At 62.2% G+C, this 15,904-nt stretch carries 13 protein-coding genes; 12 read left to right on the top strand and 1 reads right to left on the bottom strand.

The window, feature by feature from the left end; genetic code table 11:
- Positions 1–79: 79 nt before the first annotated feature.
- From CLU80_RS00700 to CLU80_RS00645, 12 genes are all read left to right on the top strand, one after another.
- Positions 80–850 (top strand): AraC family transcriptional regulator, encoded by a 771-nt coding sequence (locus CLU80_RS00700; protein WP_093430807.1) that lies wholly within the window; start codon positions 80–82, stop codon positions 848–850.
- 108 nt (positions 851–958) lie between these two features.
- Complete coding sequence (gene lexA, locus CLU80_RS00695; protein WP_093430810.1) at positions 959–1,576, top strand: transcriptional repressor LexA; 618 nt, start codon at positions 959–961, stop codon at positions 1,574–1,576.
- Complete coding sequence (gene imuA, locus CLU80_RS00690) at positions 1,576–2,193, top strand: translesion DNA synthesis-associated protein ImuA (RefSeq protein ID WP_093430813.1); 618 nt, start codon at positions 1,576–1,578, stop codon at positions 2,191–2,193. Before lexA ends, imuA begins: the two co-directional genes overlap by 1 nt.
- A gap of 7 nt (positions 2,194–2,200) precedes the next feature.
- On the top strand, positions 2,201–3,616 hold the full coding sequence (locus CLU80_RS00685) for a Y-family DNA polymerase (protein WP_099756468.1): 1,416 nt from the start codon (positions 2,201–2,203) through the stop codon (positions 3,614–3,616).
- Positions 3,592–6,690, top strand: coding sequence for an error-prone DNA polymerase (locus CLU80_RS00680; protein WP_218251728.1), 3,099 nt, complete (start codon positions 3,592–3,594; stop codon positions 6,688–6,690). The genes CLU80_RS00685 and CLU80_RS00680 overlap by 25 nt, the downstream gene beginning before the upstream one ends.
- Before the next feature lie 256 nt (positions 6,691–6,946).
- Positions 6,947–7,633 carry a CsgG/HfaB family protein gene (locus CLU80_RS00675; protein ID WP_161986630.1) on the top strand — a complete coding sequence of 229 codons (687 nt, stop codon included), beginning with the start codon at positions 6,947–6,949 and terminating at the stop codon, positions 7,631–7,633.
- A 28-nt stretch (positions 7,634–7,661) separates the two neighbouring features.
- Positions 7,662–8,033, top strand: a complete 372-nt coding sequence (locus CLU80_RS00670; RefSeq protein WP_093430820.1) for a DUF4810 domain-containing protein — start codon at positions 7,662–7,664, stop codon at positions 8,031–8,033.
- A complete protein-coding gene (locus CLU80_RS00665) occupies positions 8,030–8,689 on the top strand; it encodes a DUF799 domain-containing protein (RefSeq protein ID WP_093430822.1) in 660 nt (219 codons plus the stop codon). Before CLU80_RS00670 ends, CLU80_RS00665 begins: the two co-directional genes overlap by 4 nt.
- Positions 8,690–8,918: 229 nt before the next feature.
- On the top strand, positions 8,919–9,608 hold the full coding sequence (locus CLU80_RS00660; RefSeq protein WP_095047854.1) for a GntR family transcriptional regulator: 690 nt from the start codon (positions 8,919–8,921) through the stop codon (positions 9,606–9,608).
- A gap of 134 nt (positions 9,609–9,742) precedes the next feature.
- On the top strand, positions 9,743–11,854 hold the full coding sequence (locus tag CLU80_RS00655) for a hybrid sensor histidine kinase/response regulator (RefSeq protein WP_099756467.1): 2,112 nt from the start codon (positions 9,743–9,745) through the stop codon (positions 11,852–11,854).
- A 31-nt stretch (positions 11,855–11,885) separates the two neighbouring features.
- Positions 11,886–14,519, top strand: a complete 2,634-nt coding sequence (locus CLU80_RS00650; protein WP_095126638.1) for an excinuclease ABC subunit UvrA — start codon at positions 11,886–11,888, stop codon at positions 14,517–14,519.
- A 124-nt stretch (positions 14,520–14,643) separates the two neighbouring features.
- Positions 14,644–14,907, top strand: coding sequence for a hypothetical protein (locus CLU80_RS00645; RefSeq protein ID WP_099756466.1), 264 nt, complete (start codon positions 14,644–14,646; stop codon positions 14,905–14,907).
- Between the two features lie 366 nt (positions 14,908–15,273).
- Here CLU80_RS00645 and CLU80_RS00640 read toward each other — a convergent pair whose 3' ends face one another.
- The gene (locus CLU80_RS00640) at positions 15,274–15,795 is read right to left on the bottom strand and encodes a DUF4142 domain-containing protein (protein WP_099756465.1); all 522 of its coding nucleotides are present in this window, start codon (positions 15,793–15,795) and stop codon (positions 15,274–15,276) included.
- Positions 15,796–15,904: the final 109 nt, after the last annotated feature.

Genomic DNA, 15,904 nt, shown 5'->3' with positions numbered 1-15,904 from the left:
CCGCGAACGATGCTGCAATCTGCGGGCGAACGGCGCATGGCGGGCATTTGGTCTGTCCACGTTACGAGGGGAATCTTTGATGCAGCAGGCGTTTTCGATCCTGGCTCAAGGCATGAATGGCCAGCGTCCGCAGACACTGGAGGAACTCTTGGCCGGCGCAGCGCTGTTGTTGCCGATGCTTGATGTGATCCCCAATGCGGCGATTTTCATCAAGGATGTGCAGGCCCGTTACGTGCTTGCCAACCGCACACTGGTGCAGCGCTGTGGCTTGAAGGATTTGCGTCCGTTACTGGGCAAGACCAGCGCGCAGGTGTTTCCGGCGCAACTCGGGCCGGGCTACACCGAGCAGGATCGCAAGGTGCTGGAGGAGGGTTTTGTGCTGGAGGATCAGCTCGAACTGCATCTGTACGGCAGCCGCGAACCGGGGTGGTGCCTGACGCACAAGCAGCCACTGTATAACCGTGACGGGGTGATTATCGGTCTGGCGGGGATTTCGGTGGACCTGCAATCGGCCAGCGAAACCCACCCGGCATTCGAGCGGCTGGCGGCTGTCGATGAGCATATTCGCGCGAATTTCAATCGCCGCGTGACCCTCGGTGAACTGACCCGCATCGCCGGTATTTCCGTGGCGCAACTGGAGCGTTACTGCAAACGGGTATTCCACCTGACGCCACGGCAGATGATCCAGAAAGTACGCCTGGAGCATGCGCATCGATTGCTGCACACCGACCTGCCGATAACGGACGTGGCGCTGCAATGCGGCTACACCGATCACAGCGCGTTCACGCGCCAGTTCAAGGCGTCGACCGGGTTTACGCCACGCGAGTATCGGCAGGCCACTTCACCCTGATCAAGTGACCATTGAAGATCAATGCAGGCGCTGCCGAACCTTCGGCAACTCCTGCGTCGGCCTGGGCCGACCTGCGGTGCTTGTCAGGAAAATCCTACAGGAGTACAAATGTACTCCATGACGAACCTGACTCCCCGCCGTACTGCCATTCTGACTTTTATCCGCGATCGAATCGCCGAACACGGTCAGCCCCCAAGCCTCGCTGAAATCAGCGAGGCTTTTGGTTTTGCCTCGCGCAGCGTGGCGCGTAAGCATGTACTCGCGCTCACCGAAGCCGGTTTTATCGAGGTCAATCCGCATCAGGCCCGGGGTATTCGCCTGCTCGGGCAGCCGGCGCGCCCGGAATTGCTCGACATTCCCGTACTCGGCCGCGTCGCTGCCGGTGCGCCGATTGGCGCCGATGCCGACATCCATAGCCGCTTGCTGCTCGACCCGGCGCTGTTCTCCCGCACGCCCGATTACATGCTGCGGGTGCAGGGCGATTCGATGATCGAGGACGGCATTCTTGACGGCGATCTGGTCGGCGTGAAGCGCAATCCCGAGGCGCTCAACGGCCAGATCGTCGTAGCGCGCCTCGACGGTGAAGTCACCATCAAACGTTTCGAACGGCTGGGCGATGCCGTGCGGCTGTTGCCGCGCAACCCGGCGTATCAGCCGATTGTCGTGCGTGACGATCAGGATCTGGCCATCGAAGGGGTGTTTTGCGGTCTGGTGAGGCAAGGCTGATGGGCGCCGTCGTTGCGTTGGATACGCTGTTCAATGGCGGCCAGGTCTGGAAAGGCCGGCCTGCGCCACCGGCCGCCAGCCCGCAGCCGACCGGCCACGCCGCGCTGGACGCGGCACTGCCCAGCGGTGGCTGGCCGGAAGCGGCGTTGAGCGAAATCCTCCTGGCCGGTCCCGGTGTCGGCGAACTGCAGCTGGTCTGGCCGACGCTGGCGCGATTGTCGGCGGCGGGCGAGCGCATCGTGCTGGTGGCGCCGCCGTTCGTGCCGTACCCGCAGGCGTGGGCAAGCGCCGGGGTCGATCTGCGCCAGTTGTCGGTGATCCAGGCCACCGAGCGCGATGCCTTGTGGGCGGCGGAACAATGTTTACGTTCGGGCAGTTGCGGCGCGGTGCTGTGCTGGCCGCACAAGGCTGATGATCGCGCGTTGCGCCGTTTGCAGGTGGCGGCGGAAACCGGTCAGACCCTGGCGTTTGCCTGGCGGCCGTTGAGCGAAGCGATCAACCCGTCACCGGCGGCGTTACGCATTGCCATCGACGCCAGACCTGCACAGTTGCGCGTACTCAAGTGCCGTGGCGGGCTGGCGCGTACGGCACCGATTGCCTTTGCTGTGGGGCACTGAGGTCACCATGCGCTGGGTGTGTATCCTGTTTCCGCAATTGGCTCTGGACGCCGTGCTGCGTCAGCGTCCCGATCCCGATGAACCGTTGGTGCTGCTTAACGGCCCGGCCCAGCGCCGGGTGTTGCAAGCGGTCAACCCGGCGGCGCGCAAGCTTGGTTTGCGCGCAGGCCAGTCGATGACCGCTGCGCAGGCGATGAGCAAAGACTTTGCCACGGCTGATTACGAGGCCGCCGAGGTCGAACACTGGCAGCAGTTTCTCGCTGCGTGGGCCTACCGTTTCAGTTCGCAGGTCAGCGTGCATTACCCACGCACCGTGGTGTTCGAAATCGAATCCAGCCTGGGTCTGTTCGGTTCGTGGGCGCAGTTCGAAGCACGACTGCGCCGGGAACTGACCGACCTGGGCTTCCGCCATCGCATCGTCGCGGCACCGAATCCCGTGGCGGCGCGGGTGCTGGCCAACGCCTATGACGGCTTGGTGGTGCCGGACGGCGAGGCCTTGCAGCATCACCTCGGTCAGTTGCCGGTCGACCGTGTCGGTCTGGAGCCAGCGGTGGCCACGGCGTTGTCGCGCATGGGCCTGCGCAATCTCAGTCAGGTGCAGAGCCTGCCGCGTCAGGCACTGGCACGACGGTTCGAAGCGCAGATGCTCAAGCATCTCGACACGCTGTTCGGCGCGCGGCCATTGGCGCTGGCGTTTTACCTGCCGCCGGATCGTTTCGACGTACGCATCGAACTCAACTTTGACGTGCAGTCCCATCAGGCACTGTTGTTCCCGTTACGCCGTTTGACCGGCGATCTGTCGGCGTTCCTCTGCGGGCGTGACAGCGGCGTGCAGCGTTTCGATCTGCACCTGGAACACGCCGGGCTGCCGGACAGCATCATCAAGGTCGGCCTGCTCAGCGCCGAACGTGATCCGGCGATGCTCTTCGAACTGGCCCGTGGCCGGCTGGAACAAGTGCAAGTCGAGGCGCCCGTGCGCGGCTTTCGTCTGCGCGCCGAGGACCTGCCGAGTTTCGTGCCGCAGTTTCAGCAACTGTTCGACGACCGTCCGCAGCAGACCTTGCCGTGGGAGCAGTTGCGCGAACGCCTGCGTGCGCGCTTGGGAGATGACGCCGTGCAGGGGTTGCGTTTTCAGGCCGATCATCGTCCCGAGTGCGCGTGGCAGCACGGCGTTGATAAACAACGCTGCGCAGGCTTGCCGAACGTGCATCGTCCGGGCTGGTTGCTCGGCGAGCCACAAAGCGTGGCGGAAGGTTCGGCGCGGATTCTCATGGGCCCGGAGCGCATCGAATCCGGCTGGTGGGACGGTGACGACGTGCGCCGTGATTATTACCTGATCCAGAATCGCGCCGGTCAGCAGGGCTGGGCTTATCGGGCGGTGGGTGAGGGCGGTCCGCTGTGGCTGCAGGGCTGGTTTGCATGAACGACGGTTATGCCGAACTGCACTGCCTGTCGAACTTCAGTTTTCAACGCGGTGCGTCCAGTGCGCTGGAACTGTTCCAGCGCGCAAAAAAGCACGGCTATCAGGCACTGGCGATCACCGATGAATGCACGCTGGCCGGGATCGTTCGGGCCTGGCAAGCGGCGAAATCGGTGGAGCTGCCGCTGGTCATCGGCAGCGAAGTGCGTATCGAAAACGGCCCGAAACTGGTGCTGCTGGTGGAGAATCTGGCGGGCTATCAAGCGCTGTGCGGCCTGATCACCCGCGCCCGACGGCGCACGCAGAAAGGCCAGTATCAGGTGCTGCGCGAAGACTTCGCCGAGCCGTTGCCGGGGTTGCTGGTGTTGTGGGTGCCGGACTCGCTTGATGACGTGGAGGAGGGGCGATGGCTGCAGCAGACCTTTGGCGAACGGTTGTGGCTGGCGGTGCAATTGCATCGTGGCCAGGACGATCAGCAGCGGTTGGCGGCGATGTTGGGGCTGGCCGCCGAGTTGCAGATTCCTGCCGTGGCCAGCGGCGATGTGCACATGCACGCCCGTGGCCGGCGTGCCTTGCAGGACACCATGACTGCGATCCGTCATCACGTGCCGGTGGCCGAGGCGGGGTTACGTTTGCACCCCAATGGCGAACGGCATTTACGCAGTGTCGAGGTCGTGCGCGAGTTGTATCCGCAGGCCTTGCTCGATGAGTCGGTGAGCCTGGCCCGGCGCTGCACCTTCGACCTGGGCGAGTTGCGTTATCAGTATCCGAAAGAACTGGTGCCGGAAGGGCACAGCGCCAGTTCCTGGCTACGGCATCTGACCGAAGAGGGCATCGCCTGGCGCTGGCCACAGGGGCCTCAAGCCAAAGTGCTCAAGCAGATCGACGATGAACTGAAGCTGATCGCCGAACTCGGTTACGAAAGCTACTTTCTCACCGTGCACGATGTGGTGCACTTCGCCCGCCAGCAGAAGATTCTGTGTCAGGGCCGTGGCTCTGCGGCCAACTCGGCGGTGTGTTTTGCCTTGGGCATCACCGAAATCGACCCGGATCGCACCACGCTGCTGTTCGAACGCTTCATGTCCAAGGAGCGCAACGAGCCGCCGGACATCGACGTCGACTTCGAGCACGAGCGCCGCGAAGAAGTCCTGCAATACGTGTTTCGCCGTTACGGCCGTGGTCGTGCGGCGCTGACGGCGGTGGTCAGCACCTACCACGCTGCCGGCGCGGTGCGCGACGTGGCCAAGGCCTTGGGCCTGCCGCCGGATCAGATCAACGCACTGGCTGATTGCTGCGGCCACTGGAGCGATGAAACACCGCCGGTCGCGCGTTTGCTCGAAGGCGGTTTCGACCCGGACAGCCCGGTGCTGCGCCGAGTGCTGAGCCTGACCGGGCAGTTGATCGGTTTCCCCCGGCACCTGTCGCAGCATCCCGGCGGCTTTGTGATTTCCGAGCAGCCGCTGGACACGCTGGTGCCGGTGGAGAACGCCGCCATGGCCGAGCGCACGATCATTCAGTGGGACAAGGATGACCTCGATGCAGTCGGCCTGCTCAAGGTGGATATTCTCGCCCTCGGCATGCTCAGCGCGATTCGCCGCTGCTTCGACCTGCTGCGCCACCATCGCAATCTGGATCTGAGCCTGGCGACGATTCCAGCCGAAGACAAACCGACCTACGACATGATCAGCCGCGCTGACACCATCGGCGTGTTCCAGATCGAGTCGCGGGCGCAGATGTCGATGCTGCCGCGCCTGAGACCGGCGAAGTTCTACGATCTGGTGATTGAGGTGGCCATCGTCCGCCCGGGACCGATTCAGGGCGGGATGGTGCATCCGTATCTGCGTCGCCGGAACAAGGAAGAAGAGGAAACCTACCCGTCACCAGAGCTCAAGGTTGTTCTGGAAAGAACCCTCGGCGTGCCGCTGTTTCAGGAACAGGTGATGCAGATCGCCATCGTCGCCGCCGATTACAGCCCCGGCGAGGCTGATCAGTTGCGTCGCTCGATGGCTGCGTGGAAACGCCACGGTGGACTGGAACCGCACAAGGAACGCCTCGCCGCCGGCATGAAGAAGAACGGCTACACGCCGGAGTTCGCCGCGCAGATTTTCGAGCAGATCAAAGGCTTCGGCAGCTACGGTTTTCCCGAGTCCCACGCCGCCAGTTTTGCCTTGCTGACTTACGCCAGTTGCTGGCTCAAGTGCCACGAACCGGCGGCGTTCGCCTGCGCGTTGATCAATAGCTGGCCAATGGGCTTCTACAGCCCGGACCAGATTCTCCAGGATGCGCGCCGCCATCAGTTGCAGATCCGCCCGGTCGACGTGCGCGCCAGTGACTGGGATTGCAGCCTGGAAACCACCACGACGGCGCAACCGGCGATTCGCATGGGCCTGCGGATGATCAAGGGTTTTCGCGAGGACGATGCCCGGCGCATCGAAGCGGCGCGCGCGCGCGGGGCATTTGCCGATGTCGCCGACCTGGGCGAGCGGGCGGCGCTCGACAGTCGGGCGCAGGCGTTGCTCGCCGATTCCGGGGCGTTGCGTGGCCTGGCCGGACATCGGCATCGGGCGCGCTGGGAAGTCGCCGGGGTGCAGAAACAGCTGGGCCTGTTTGCCGGGTTGCCGAGTCAGGAGGAGCCTGAGGTGGTACTACCCAAACCCAGCGTTGGCGAGGATCTGCACGCCGATTACAGCACCGTCGGCACCACGTTGGGGCCGCATCCGCTGGCACTGTTGCGCGGCGAACTCAAAGCCCGGCGCTGCCGCAGTTCGCAGGAGTTGCTTGAAGTCGAACATGGCCGACCGGTGAGCATCGCCGGGCTGGTGACGGGACGGCAACGACCGGGCACCGCCAGTGGCGTGACCTTTGTGACGCTGGAAGATGAGTTCGGCAACGTCAACGTGGTGGTCTGGCGGGATCTGGCCGAGCGTCAACGGCAAGTGCTGGTGGGCTCGCAACTGCTGAAAGTCGACGGCCGCTGGGAGCGCGAAGGCGAAGTGCGCCACCTGATCGCCGGCCGCCTGAGCGACCTCAGCTCGCTGCTCAATGGCATCCGCGTGCAGAGCCGCGATTTCCATTGATCAACACAACCCTTGTAGGAGTGAGCCTGCTCGCGATAGCGGTGTGTCAGACAACATCAACGTGAATGACACACCGCTATCGCGAGCAGGCTCACTCCTACAGGGGTTTTGCTTATGTTCAAGACGGCCAATTCATTGGCGTCAAAAAAGCCTGTCGTGAATGATGGCACTTTGTCATAATGCCGCCCCTTTTCAGCTCCCGAGCGCCTTGCCGTGTCGGGGCATCCCCGTTTTTCAAAAGGAATACTCAGTGAGAATGATCTCCCGGATGCTGGTCTCAGGCGTTGCGATTGCCGTGCTCGGCACGATTGCCGGCACACTCGCCGGTTGCGCCACTGAAAGCTCCCGCGCGCTGCCGGTGGCCAAGGTTGAAAGCGCCACACAAGTCTGGACCGGCGTTCGTGTGCCGATGGCCGTGGGCAAGTTCGACAACCGCTCCAGCTATATGCGCGGGATTTTCTCCGACGGCGTCGACCGTCTCGGCGGTCAGGCCAAGACCATCCTGATCACCCATTTGCAGCAGACCAACCGCTTCAGCGTGCTGGATCGCGACAACATGGGTGAAATCCAGCAGGAAGCGGCGATCAAGGGCCAGGCTCAGCGTCTGAAAGGTGCTGATTACGTGGTGACCGGCGACGTCACCGAGTTTGGCCGCAAAGAGACCGGCGATCACCAACTGTTCGGCATCCTCGGCCGTGGCAAGACTCAGGTGGCCTACGCCAAGGTCAACCTGAATATCGTCAATATCAGTACCTCCGAAGTGGTCTATTCGACCCAGGGCGCCGGCGAATACGCCTTGTCCAACCGCGAAATCATCGGTTTCGGCGGCACCGCTGCCTACGACTCCACCCTCAACGGCAAAGTACTGGATCTGGCCATGCGCGAGGCGATCAATCGTCTGGTCGATGGCATGAACGCCGGTGCCTGGAAACCGGGCAACTGATCGACGCCCATTGCAAGGAGCAACACCCATGAATCTGACTTTGTCGCGCGCGCTGATGGCGCTGACGCTGGCCGCCAGCGCCTTGTTGGCCGGTTGTGCCTCCGGCCCGCAAACCCTGTACCAGTGGGAAGGTTACGAGCCCCAGGTCTACGAATACTTCAAAGGCGAAGAGCCGAAAGAAGCCCAGGCCGAAGCGCTGGAACGTGACTTGCAGAAAATCCGCTCCACCGGCAAGGCTGTACCGCCGGGTTACCACGCGCACCTTGGCCTGCTCTATCTGAGCATGGGCAAGGACGACCAGATGGTGCAGCAGTTCAAAACCGAGAAAACCCTGTTCCCTGAGTCTGGGACGTACATGGATTTCCTGCTCAAAAACGCCAAGACCGGAGACGCGAAATGATCGCGCGCACCTTGAAACTGCTGGTCGCCGGTCTGGCCCTGACCGTGCTGGGCGGCTGCGTTGCGCCCAAGACCGTGGATTACTCGGCCTACAAACAGGCGCGGCCGAAAACCATTCTGGTGCTGCCTCCGCTGAACACTTCGCCGGATGTGAAGGCGTCCTACAGCCTGTTGTCGCAGGTGACCTTCCCACTGGCCGAAGCCGGTTACTACGTGCTGCCGATTGCGCTGGTTGATGAGACGTTCCGCCAGAACGGTCTGAGCACCCCGGACGACATCCACCAGGCACCGCCAGGCAAATTGAAGGAAATCTTCGGTGCGGACGCTGCGCTGTACATCACCGTGACCGAATACGGTACGCGCTACATGGTGATCAGCAGCGAAACAGCAGTGACCGCGACGGCGAAACTGGTCGACCTGAAAAGTGGCACGACGCTGTGGACCGGTTCGGCCCGGGCGTCGAGCGAAGAGGGCGGCAATAGCAATGCCGGCGGTATCGTCGGCATGCTGATCTCGGCGGCAGTGAAGCAGATCATCAACAGCTCCACCGATGCCGGCTACCCGATTGCCGGTGTGGCGAGCAATCGTCTGCTCTCGGCCGGACACCGGGCAGGCCTGCTATACGGCCCGCGCTCGCCGAAGTACGGCACTGACTGAGCCCGGTAAGATCTTTCCCACGCACTGCGTGGGAAAGATCAAATGTACGCGTGAGCCTGCTCACCGCCCCCTCCCGGCACATATGTCCTGCTTGCAACGAGCAGACAAGTAGCGCGACGCCGCCTCGATGGGTGATCCGCACTCAACGTGCAATCAAGACCCTGCATCTCGAAGCCGAAGGCTATATCCTGCGTGGCACTCAGTTGCTCGACGTTAAAGGAGTGCCCAAATGACCGAAAAGAAACCGGAAACCACGGTCGACCGCGTCTACCAAGGGGTTTACGAGGCGATCAGCAAGCGTTCGTTGCGCCCGGGGATGAAACTGGGTGAGGCCTCGCTGGCCGAATTATTCAATGTCAGCCGCACGTCGGTGCGCGCGGCATTGAAGCAATTGGAGGCCGATGGACTGGTCACCACCGAGCCGAATAAAGGGGCATCGGTGTCGCTGCCGAGCAATGAAGAGCTCCGCTCGCTGTTTGAAACCCGCCGGCTGATCGAGATCGGCATCGTTACCGAACTGTGCCGGCGCAAGGACAGCGCGGCGATGCAGGATTTGCGCGAACACCTGCTGCTGGAAGATGAAGCCCACGCGGCGGGCGATCACGAACGGCTGATCCATCTGCTCGGTGAGTTCCACATCAAACTGGCGTGCAGCCTGAATAACCCGGTGCTGCTCGACTGGTTCCAGAAACTGATCTCCCGCGCTTCGCTGTACGCTGCAGCGCTGGACGACGACAGCCATGAAGTCTGCCGCGACAACGAACACCTGCGCCTGATCGAATACATCGAGGCCGGCAATCAGAGCGCCGCCATCGAGCTGACCTGCACGCATCTGAACGGCATCGAGAAGGCCATTCTCGACGCCGCCGCCAAAATGAAAACCGGCTACCACCCGCTCAAGCACCTGATCGGGGTTTAGGTTCCGGGCGCGGATGAAATCGGCTATATATCATATGAAACCAATGCGACTGGAGGCGCTCGAAACAGACGGGCGTCGCGTCGTTATGGCGTCGCGATTTATCGGGCAATCACCACAGGACACTGAGTCAGTCGATGCAGTTTTTATCCGATAGCCATGGTTGTGACGGCTGGAAAGGCGAAATGGCCGGGCGCATCAGTGCGTTCGACTGGAGCCATACTGAACTCGGTCCGCTGAACAGCTGGCCGGCCAGCCTGTGCAGCGCTGTGCAACTGATGCTGGCGTCGCCGCTGCCGATGGTCATGCTCTGGGGCTATGCCGGGTACATGATCTACAACGATGCCTATTCGAAATTTGCCGGTGGTCGGCACCCGTATCTACTCGGTGCGCCGGTGGAGCTGGGCTGGCCGGAAGTCGCCGATTTCAACCGGCATGTGGTCGATACCTGCCTGGCCGGCGGCACCTTGTCGTTTCGCAATAAAGAGTTGGTGCTGTTGCGCGATGGCGTCCCCGAAGACGTCTGGATGGACCTGTATTACAGCCCGGTGGCCAATGATGACGGCAAGCCGGCCGGGGTGATGGCGATGGTGGTGGAAACCACCGAGTTCATGCACTCCGAACGCCGGCGGCAGGAAGCTGAAAGCGCTTACCGCGCCGACAACGAGCGGGTGCGTCTGGCGTTGAATGCCGGGGCCTTGCTCGGCTCGTTTGTCTGGGACGTGAAAAACAACACGTTGTCGGCAGACGAGCGATTCGCTCGCACGTTCTCCTATCCGCCGGATCAGGATCTTAGCGACCTCCCGCAGGACATCGCCGAGTCGCGCATTCATCCCGATGACGCCGCCTGGGTGCAGGAACGGGTCGTCCATTCCGTGCAGACCGGTGAACCGTATAACGCCGAATATCGCGTGCGGCGCAGTGACGGCAGTTATTCCTGGGTGTTGGCCAGTGGCGCTTGCGAGTTCGACGAACACGGCGCGCCGTTGCGCTTTCCCGGCGTGCTGATCGACATTCATGAACGCAAGATCGCCGAAGAATCCCTGCTCAAATTTACCCGCAACCTCGAACAGCGCGTAGGCGAAGAAGTCGAGGCGCGGCTGGCGGCTGAAGAGCAGTTGCGCCAGTCACAGAAGCTTGAAGCGATTGGTGGCCTGACCGGCGGCGTCGCCCACGATTTCAATAATCTGTTGCAAGTGATCGCCGGCAATCTGCATCTGCTCGCGCGCCATGAACCGAACAATGCCAACGTGCAGCGCCGCGTCAGCGCCTCGCTGGCAGCAGTCGAGCGCGGCGCCAAGCTGTCCTCGCAATTGCTTGCGTTCGCCCGGCGCCAGCCTCTGTCGCCGGCGGTGTGCAACCCGCAGCAGATTTTCGAAGGTGTCGGCGAATTACTGCAGCGTGCGCTGGGTGAGACTATTCAGATCGACGTGCAACTGCCGCAAAAGCCGTGGCACATCAACGTCGACCGCAACCAGTTGGAAAACGCCATTCTCAACCTGGCGATCAATGCTCGCGATGCGATGAAGGGCGAGGGCACCATTGCGCTCAGCGCTGCCAACGTGCGACTCGAACGCGAGTTCTGTGCCGGTAAAGGCATCGTTCCCGGTGAGTTTGTCCGCGTCGCGGTCAGTGACTCCGGCGCCGGCATCCCGCCAGATATTCTTGAGCAAGTGTTTGAGCCGTTCTTCACCACCAAGGCTGACGGTCAGGGCACCGGGCTGGGCTTGAGCATGGTGTTTGGCTTCGTCAAACAGAGCGGCGGGCATGTCGAGATCACCAGCACCCTCGGCGAGGGCACGCGGGTGCAGTTGTACTTCCCGCGCAGTCTGCGGCCGATCCTTGATGAGGCGCCCAGTCTGCAAAGGCAGCAGAGCGGCGGCCACGAAACGATTCTGGTGGTCGAGGACAACGACGCCGTGCGCGCTTCGGCGGTCGAATTGTTGCGCGAGGAGGGTTATCGCGTGCTGACCGCCGGTCATGGCGATGCGGCCATGCAAATGCTCCTCGAAGGTGTCGAGGTGGACCTGATCTTCACTGACGTGGTCATGCCGGGGCTGATCAAAAGCTCCGACCTGTTCGCTTGGGCCAAGGTGCAGACACCGCCGGTGGCCGTGCTGTTCACCTCCGGGCACACCCGCGACATCATTTCACGCAATCACCAGTTAAGCCCTGACACGCACTTGCTTGGCAAACCGTACAGCCCGGAAGCCATGTTGCAGATGATTCGGGTGGTGCTCGGTAGCTGAGCGTAGAACATTCCTTCACCAAGGCAGGTCGATGACTTCCAAACGCACCTCCAAAGCGCCCACCGGCATGGTTCGGGTACGTGGCGCCCGTGAACACAACCTGAAGAACGTTGATGTCGACATTCCCCGCGATGCGCTGGTGGTATTCACCGGGGTGTCCGGGTCTGGCAAGTCGTCACTGGCGTTCTCGACCTTGTATGCCGAGGCCCAGCGCCGTTACTTTGAGTCGGTGGCGCCGTACGCGCGACGGCTGATCGATCAGGTCGGCGTGCCGGATGTCGACTCCATTGAAGGCCTGCCGCCGGCCGTGGCCCTGCAACAGCAACGCGGCACGCCGAGTACGCGCTCGTCAGTGGGCAGCGTGACCACGCTGTCGAGCCTGATCCGCATGCTCTATTCGCGCGCCGGCAGTTATCCGCCGGGGCAACCGATGTTGTATGCCGAGGACTTCTCGCCGAACACCCCGCAAGGCGCGTGCCCCGAATGCCATGGCCTCGGCCGGGTGTACGAGGTCACCGAAGCGCTGATGGTGCCGGACCCGAACCTGACCATCCGCCAGCGCGCGGTGGCGTCCTGGCCGCTGGCGTGGCAGGGGCAGAACCTGCGCGACATCCTCGTGACCATGGGCATCGACGTCGACATCCCGTGGAAAAAACTGCCGAAAAAGCAGCGCGACTGGATTCTCTTCACCGAAGAAACCCCGACCGTGCCGGTGTACGCCGGGCTGACCCCGGAAGAAACCCGCGTCGCCCTCAAACGCAAGATGGAGCCGAGTTACCAGGGCACCTTCACTGGCGCCCGGCGCTACATTCTCCACACGTTTACTCACTCGCAAAGTGCGCTGATGAAAAAGCGCGTTTCGCAGTTCATGCTCGGCAGCCCTTGCCCGTTATGCGATGGCAAACGCCTGAAACGTGAAGCGTTGTCGGTGACGTTTGCCGGGTATGACATCGGTGAGCTGTCGCAGATGCCATTGCTGCAAGTGGCCGAGGTGCTGCGGCCGGTGGCGGCGGCCAGCTACCTCGAACACGCAGAAGAAACCGGCGAGACCTTAAGCCACGCGCAAACCCGCGAGGCCCGCCAGCAGCGCGTGGCCCACGGCGCCAGCGGGCACGGCAGTGCGCCGGATGTGCGACATACGCCCAACCTGTCATTGGAAAAACGCCTGGCGGCGCAGCGCATTGCCGAGGATCTGCTGGAGCGGGTCAGCACCCTGACCGATCTGGGCCTCGGTTATCTGGCGCTGGAGCGCAGCACCCCGACGCTGTCGTCCGGTGAGTTGCAGCGCTTGCGCTTGGCGACGCAACTGGGCTCGCAATTGTTCGGGGTGATCTACGTGCTCGACGAACCCTCCGCCGGTTTGCACCCGGCCGATGGCGAGGCGTTGTTCGAGGCGTTGCAGCGCTTGAAGGCGGACGGCAACACGCTGTTTGTGGTCGAGCACGACGTGGAAACCATGCGCCGCGCCGACTGGCTGATCGACGTCGGCCCGGCGGCGGGCGAGCAGGGTGGGCAGGTGCTGTACAGCGGCCCGCCGGCAGGTCTGGCCGAGATCGAGCAATCGCAGACTCGCGCCTACCTGTTTGCCGAAGCGCAGCGCCAGGCACGCACCGCGCGCAAACCGACGGCGTGGCTGAAGCTCGACGGGATCACCCGCAATAACCTGAATAATCTCAGTGCTGAATTTCCGCTGGGCTGCTTTACCTCGGTGACCGGCGTGTCTGGCTCGGGCAAATCGAGTCTGGTCAGTCAGGCCTTGCTGGAACTGGTCGGCGCGCAGTTAGGGCGGCCGACGGTAGACAGTGAGCCGGAAGAACTCAGCCTCGAGGACGCCGCGCCGCAGGTCAGCAGCGGCCAGGTGACGTCGGGGCTGGAGTCGATCAAGCGACTGGTGCAGGTCGACCAGAAACCCATCGGCCGCACGCCACGCTCCAATCTGGCCACTTACACAGGGCTGTTCGACAACGTGCGCAAGCTCTACGCCGCGACCGACGCGGCACGGGCTGCCGGCTACGACGCCGGACAGTTTTCCTTCAACGTCGCCAAGGGCCGTTGCGCCACCTGCGAGGGTGAAGGCTTTGTCAGTGTCGAGTTGTTATTCATGCCCAGTGTTTATGCGCCGTGCCCGACCTGCCATGGCGCGCGCTACAACCCGCAGACCCTGGCGATTCTCTGGGAGGGTTTGAGCATTGCGCAGGTGCTGCAATTGACCGTCGAGGAAGCGGTGACGGTGTTTGCCGAGCAAGCGGGGATTCGCCGGTCACTCGAAGTGCTGCGCGATATTGGCCTGGGTTATCTGCGCCTGGGGCAACCGGCCACGGAGTTGTCCGGTGGCGAAGCGCAGCGGATCAAACTGGCCACCGAATTGCAACGCAACCAGCGCGGCGCGACCTTGTACGTGCTGGACGAACCGACCACCGGGCTGCATCCGCGTGATGTCGATCGGTTGCTGGAGCAGTTGGATACGCTGGTGACGGCTGGGCACACGGTGATTGTCGTTGAGCACGAAATGCGCGTGGTCGCGCAGAGTGACTGGGTGATCGACATCGGGCCGGGCGCGGGGGATCAGGGCGGTCGAATCGTGGTGGCGGGTACACCGCAGAAGGTTGCGGCGAGCAAGAAGAGCAAAACCGCGCCGTTTCTGGCTCGGGCCTTGAGCCGGTAATTGCGGCGTTCCGATTGGCACCATCAAGCGGGCGGCGAAGTTTTGAACGTTGGCGCGGGCCAGGCTTCGAATCTTTAACACCCGGCGGATGTGTGTCGGGGGTGTTTTGACCAACGAGGTGGCCATGAACGAGCAAACGAAGCAGAGTCAATCTGGCGAACCGATTAACCGCAATGATCCAGCGATTGACCCGCAGGTGCCGGGGCAACCGTCGCCGACACAGCAGCAGGGCGAGGATGGTCAGGCGCAGAGCGCAGACCCGGCAGTGGATCAGAAGAACAAGCACACGGACAACGACAACGAGTTCAGCCCGGGTTTCAAACCACAGCCGGATCGGGCGAAGCCGGGGGAGGAGACGGATGCTGATATTGATACGGATGGCGGTTGATTTCGGCGGATATGACAAGGCCGCATCTATCTGGATGCGGCCTTTTTTTGCTTTGGGTTTGTGGTGTTGCTGACATCGATCCCCCTCACCCCAGCCCTCTCCCCCAAGGGGGCGAGGGGAAAGGGAGCCGATCTCGGTGCCTTTCAAAACCCAGGTTCAACTCTGGATTTCAGGTCGGTGTGACTCGAACATTCAACACGATCGGCTCCGTCTCGCTCTCCGGAAAGGCGAGGGGGAAAGGGAGCCGATCGGGGTCTATTCAGAACCTGAGCTCGACGCAAGACTTTCAGGTCGATGTAACTCGAACATTCACCTCGATCGGCTCCCTCTCCCTCAGGGAGAGGGCTGGGGTGAGGGTAAAGCTTTTTACTTGCTCGGATGCTTGGCCTGCAGCTCTTTCGCCACTGCCAGATGTTTCTCCAGCGCCGGCAACATTTTCTGTGCAAATGCCTTCAGTTCAGGGGCGCCTTTGACCTTGTCATCCGTCACGGTATTGGCTTGTTTCTTGAACAGCTCGATGGTCTCTTCATGAGCCTTCACCTGATTATTGGCGTAAGCGGCGTCGAAGGACTCATCGCGCATATCGAGGATCTTTTCCTTGGCCTGTTTGACCAGCGTCGTTTCGTCCGGCACTTCGATGTCATTGGCCTTGGCAATAGTCGCCAGCTCATCGTTGGCCTTGCCGTGATCGGTGATCATCATGTTGGCGAACGCTTTGATGTCAGCCGATTGGCTTTTTTCCAAAGCGAGGCGGCTGGTTTCGATTTCGGCAATACCACCGGCCGCGGCGTTATCGACGAAGTCATTGTCAGTCGCAGCGAAAGCGCTGCCCATGCCGCTGCTCAACGCGACAGCCAGAACCAGATGACGCAGGTTGAATCCGTCCATTGGTGTATCTCCACGCAGTTTTTGTTGGTGTTAACCAATGGAGGGAACACGGCGAGCAAAGGTTTGATCGCATTTGCGACAGGGCGACGAACGGGCACCGCTGGTCTGA

The sequence above is a fragment of the Pseudomonas sp. 29 genome (assembly GCF_002754355.1).
Taxonomy (GTDB): domain Bacteria; phylum Pseudomonadota; class Gammaproteobacteria; order Pseudomonadales; family Pseudomonadaceae; genus Aquipseudomonas; species Aquipseudomonas neuropathica.
Note: the sequence above shows the minus strand (reverse complement) of the source record. Positions and strands in the feature narration are given on the sequence as shown.

Coding starts and splice junctions, on each gene's coding strand:
- CLU80_RS00645 (WP_099756466.1), top strand. CDS start 14,644: ATGAACGAGCAAACGAAGCAGAGTCAATCTGGCGAACCGATTAACCGC.
- CLU80_RS00675 (WP_161986630.1), top strand. CDS start 6,947: ATGATCTCCCGGATGCTGGTCTCAGGCGTTGCGATTGCCGTGCTCGGC.
- imuA (WP_093430813.1), top strand. CDS start 1,576: ATGGGCGCCGTCGTTGCGTTGGATACGCTGTTCAATGGCGGCCAGGTC.
- CLU80_RS00650 (WP_095126638.1), top strand. CDS start 11,886: ATGACTTCCAAACGCACCTCCAAAGCGCCCACCGGCATGGTTCGGGTA.
- CLU80_RS00660 (WP_095047854.1), top strand. CDS start 8,919: ATGACCGAAAAGAAACCGGAAACCACGGTCGACCGCGTCTACCAAGGG.
- CLU80_RS00700 (WP_093430807.1), top strand. CDS start 80: ATGCAGCAGGCGTTTTCGATCCTGGCTCAAGGCATGAATGGCCAGCGT.
- lexA (WP_093430810.1), top strand. CDS start 959: ATGTACTCCATGACGAACCTGACTCCCCGCCGTACTGCCATTCTGACT.
- CLU80_RS00665 (WP_093430822.1), top strand. CDS start 8,030: ATGATCGCGCGCACCTTGAAACTGCTGGTCGCCGGTCTGGCCCTGACC.
- CLU80_RS00685 (WP_099756468.1), top strand. CDS start 2,201: ATGCGCTGGGTGTGTATCCTGTTTCCGCAATTGGCTCTGGACGCCGTG.
- CLU80_RS00670 (WP_093430820.1), top strand. CDS start 7,662: ATGAATCTGACTTTGTCGCGCGCGCTGATGGCGCTGACGCTGGCCGCC.
- CLU80_RS00655 (WP_099756467.1), top strand. CDS start 9,743: ATGCAGTTTTTATCCGATAGCCATGGTTGTGACGGCTGGAAAGGCGAA.
- CLU80_RS00640 (WP_099756465.1), bottom strand. CDS start 15,795: ATGGACGGATTCAACCTGCGTCATCTGGTTCTGGCTGTCGCGTTGAGC.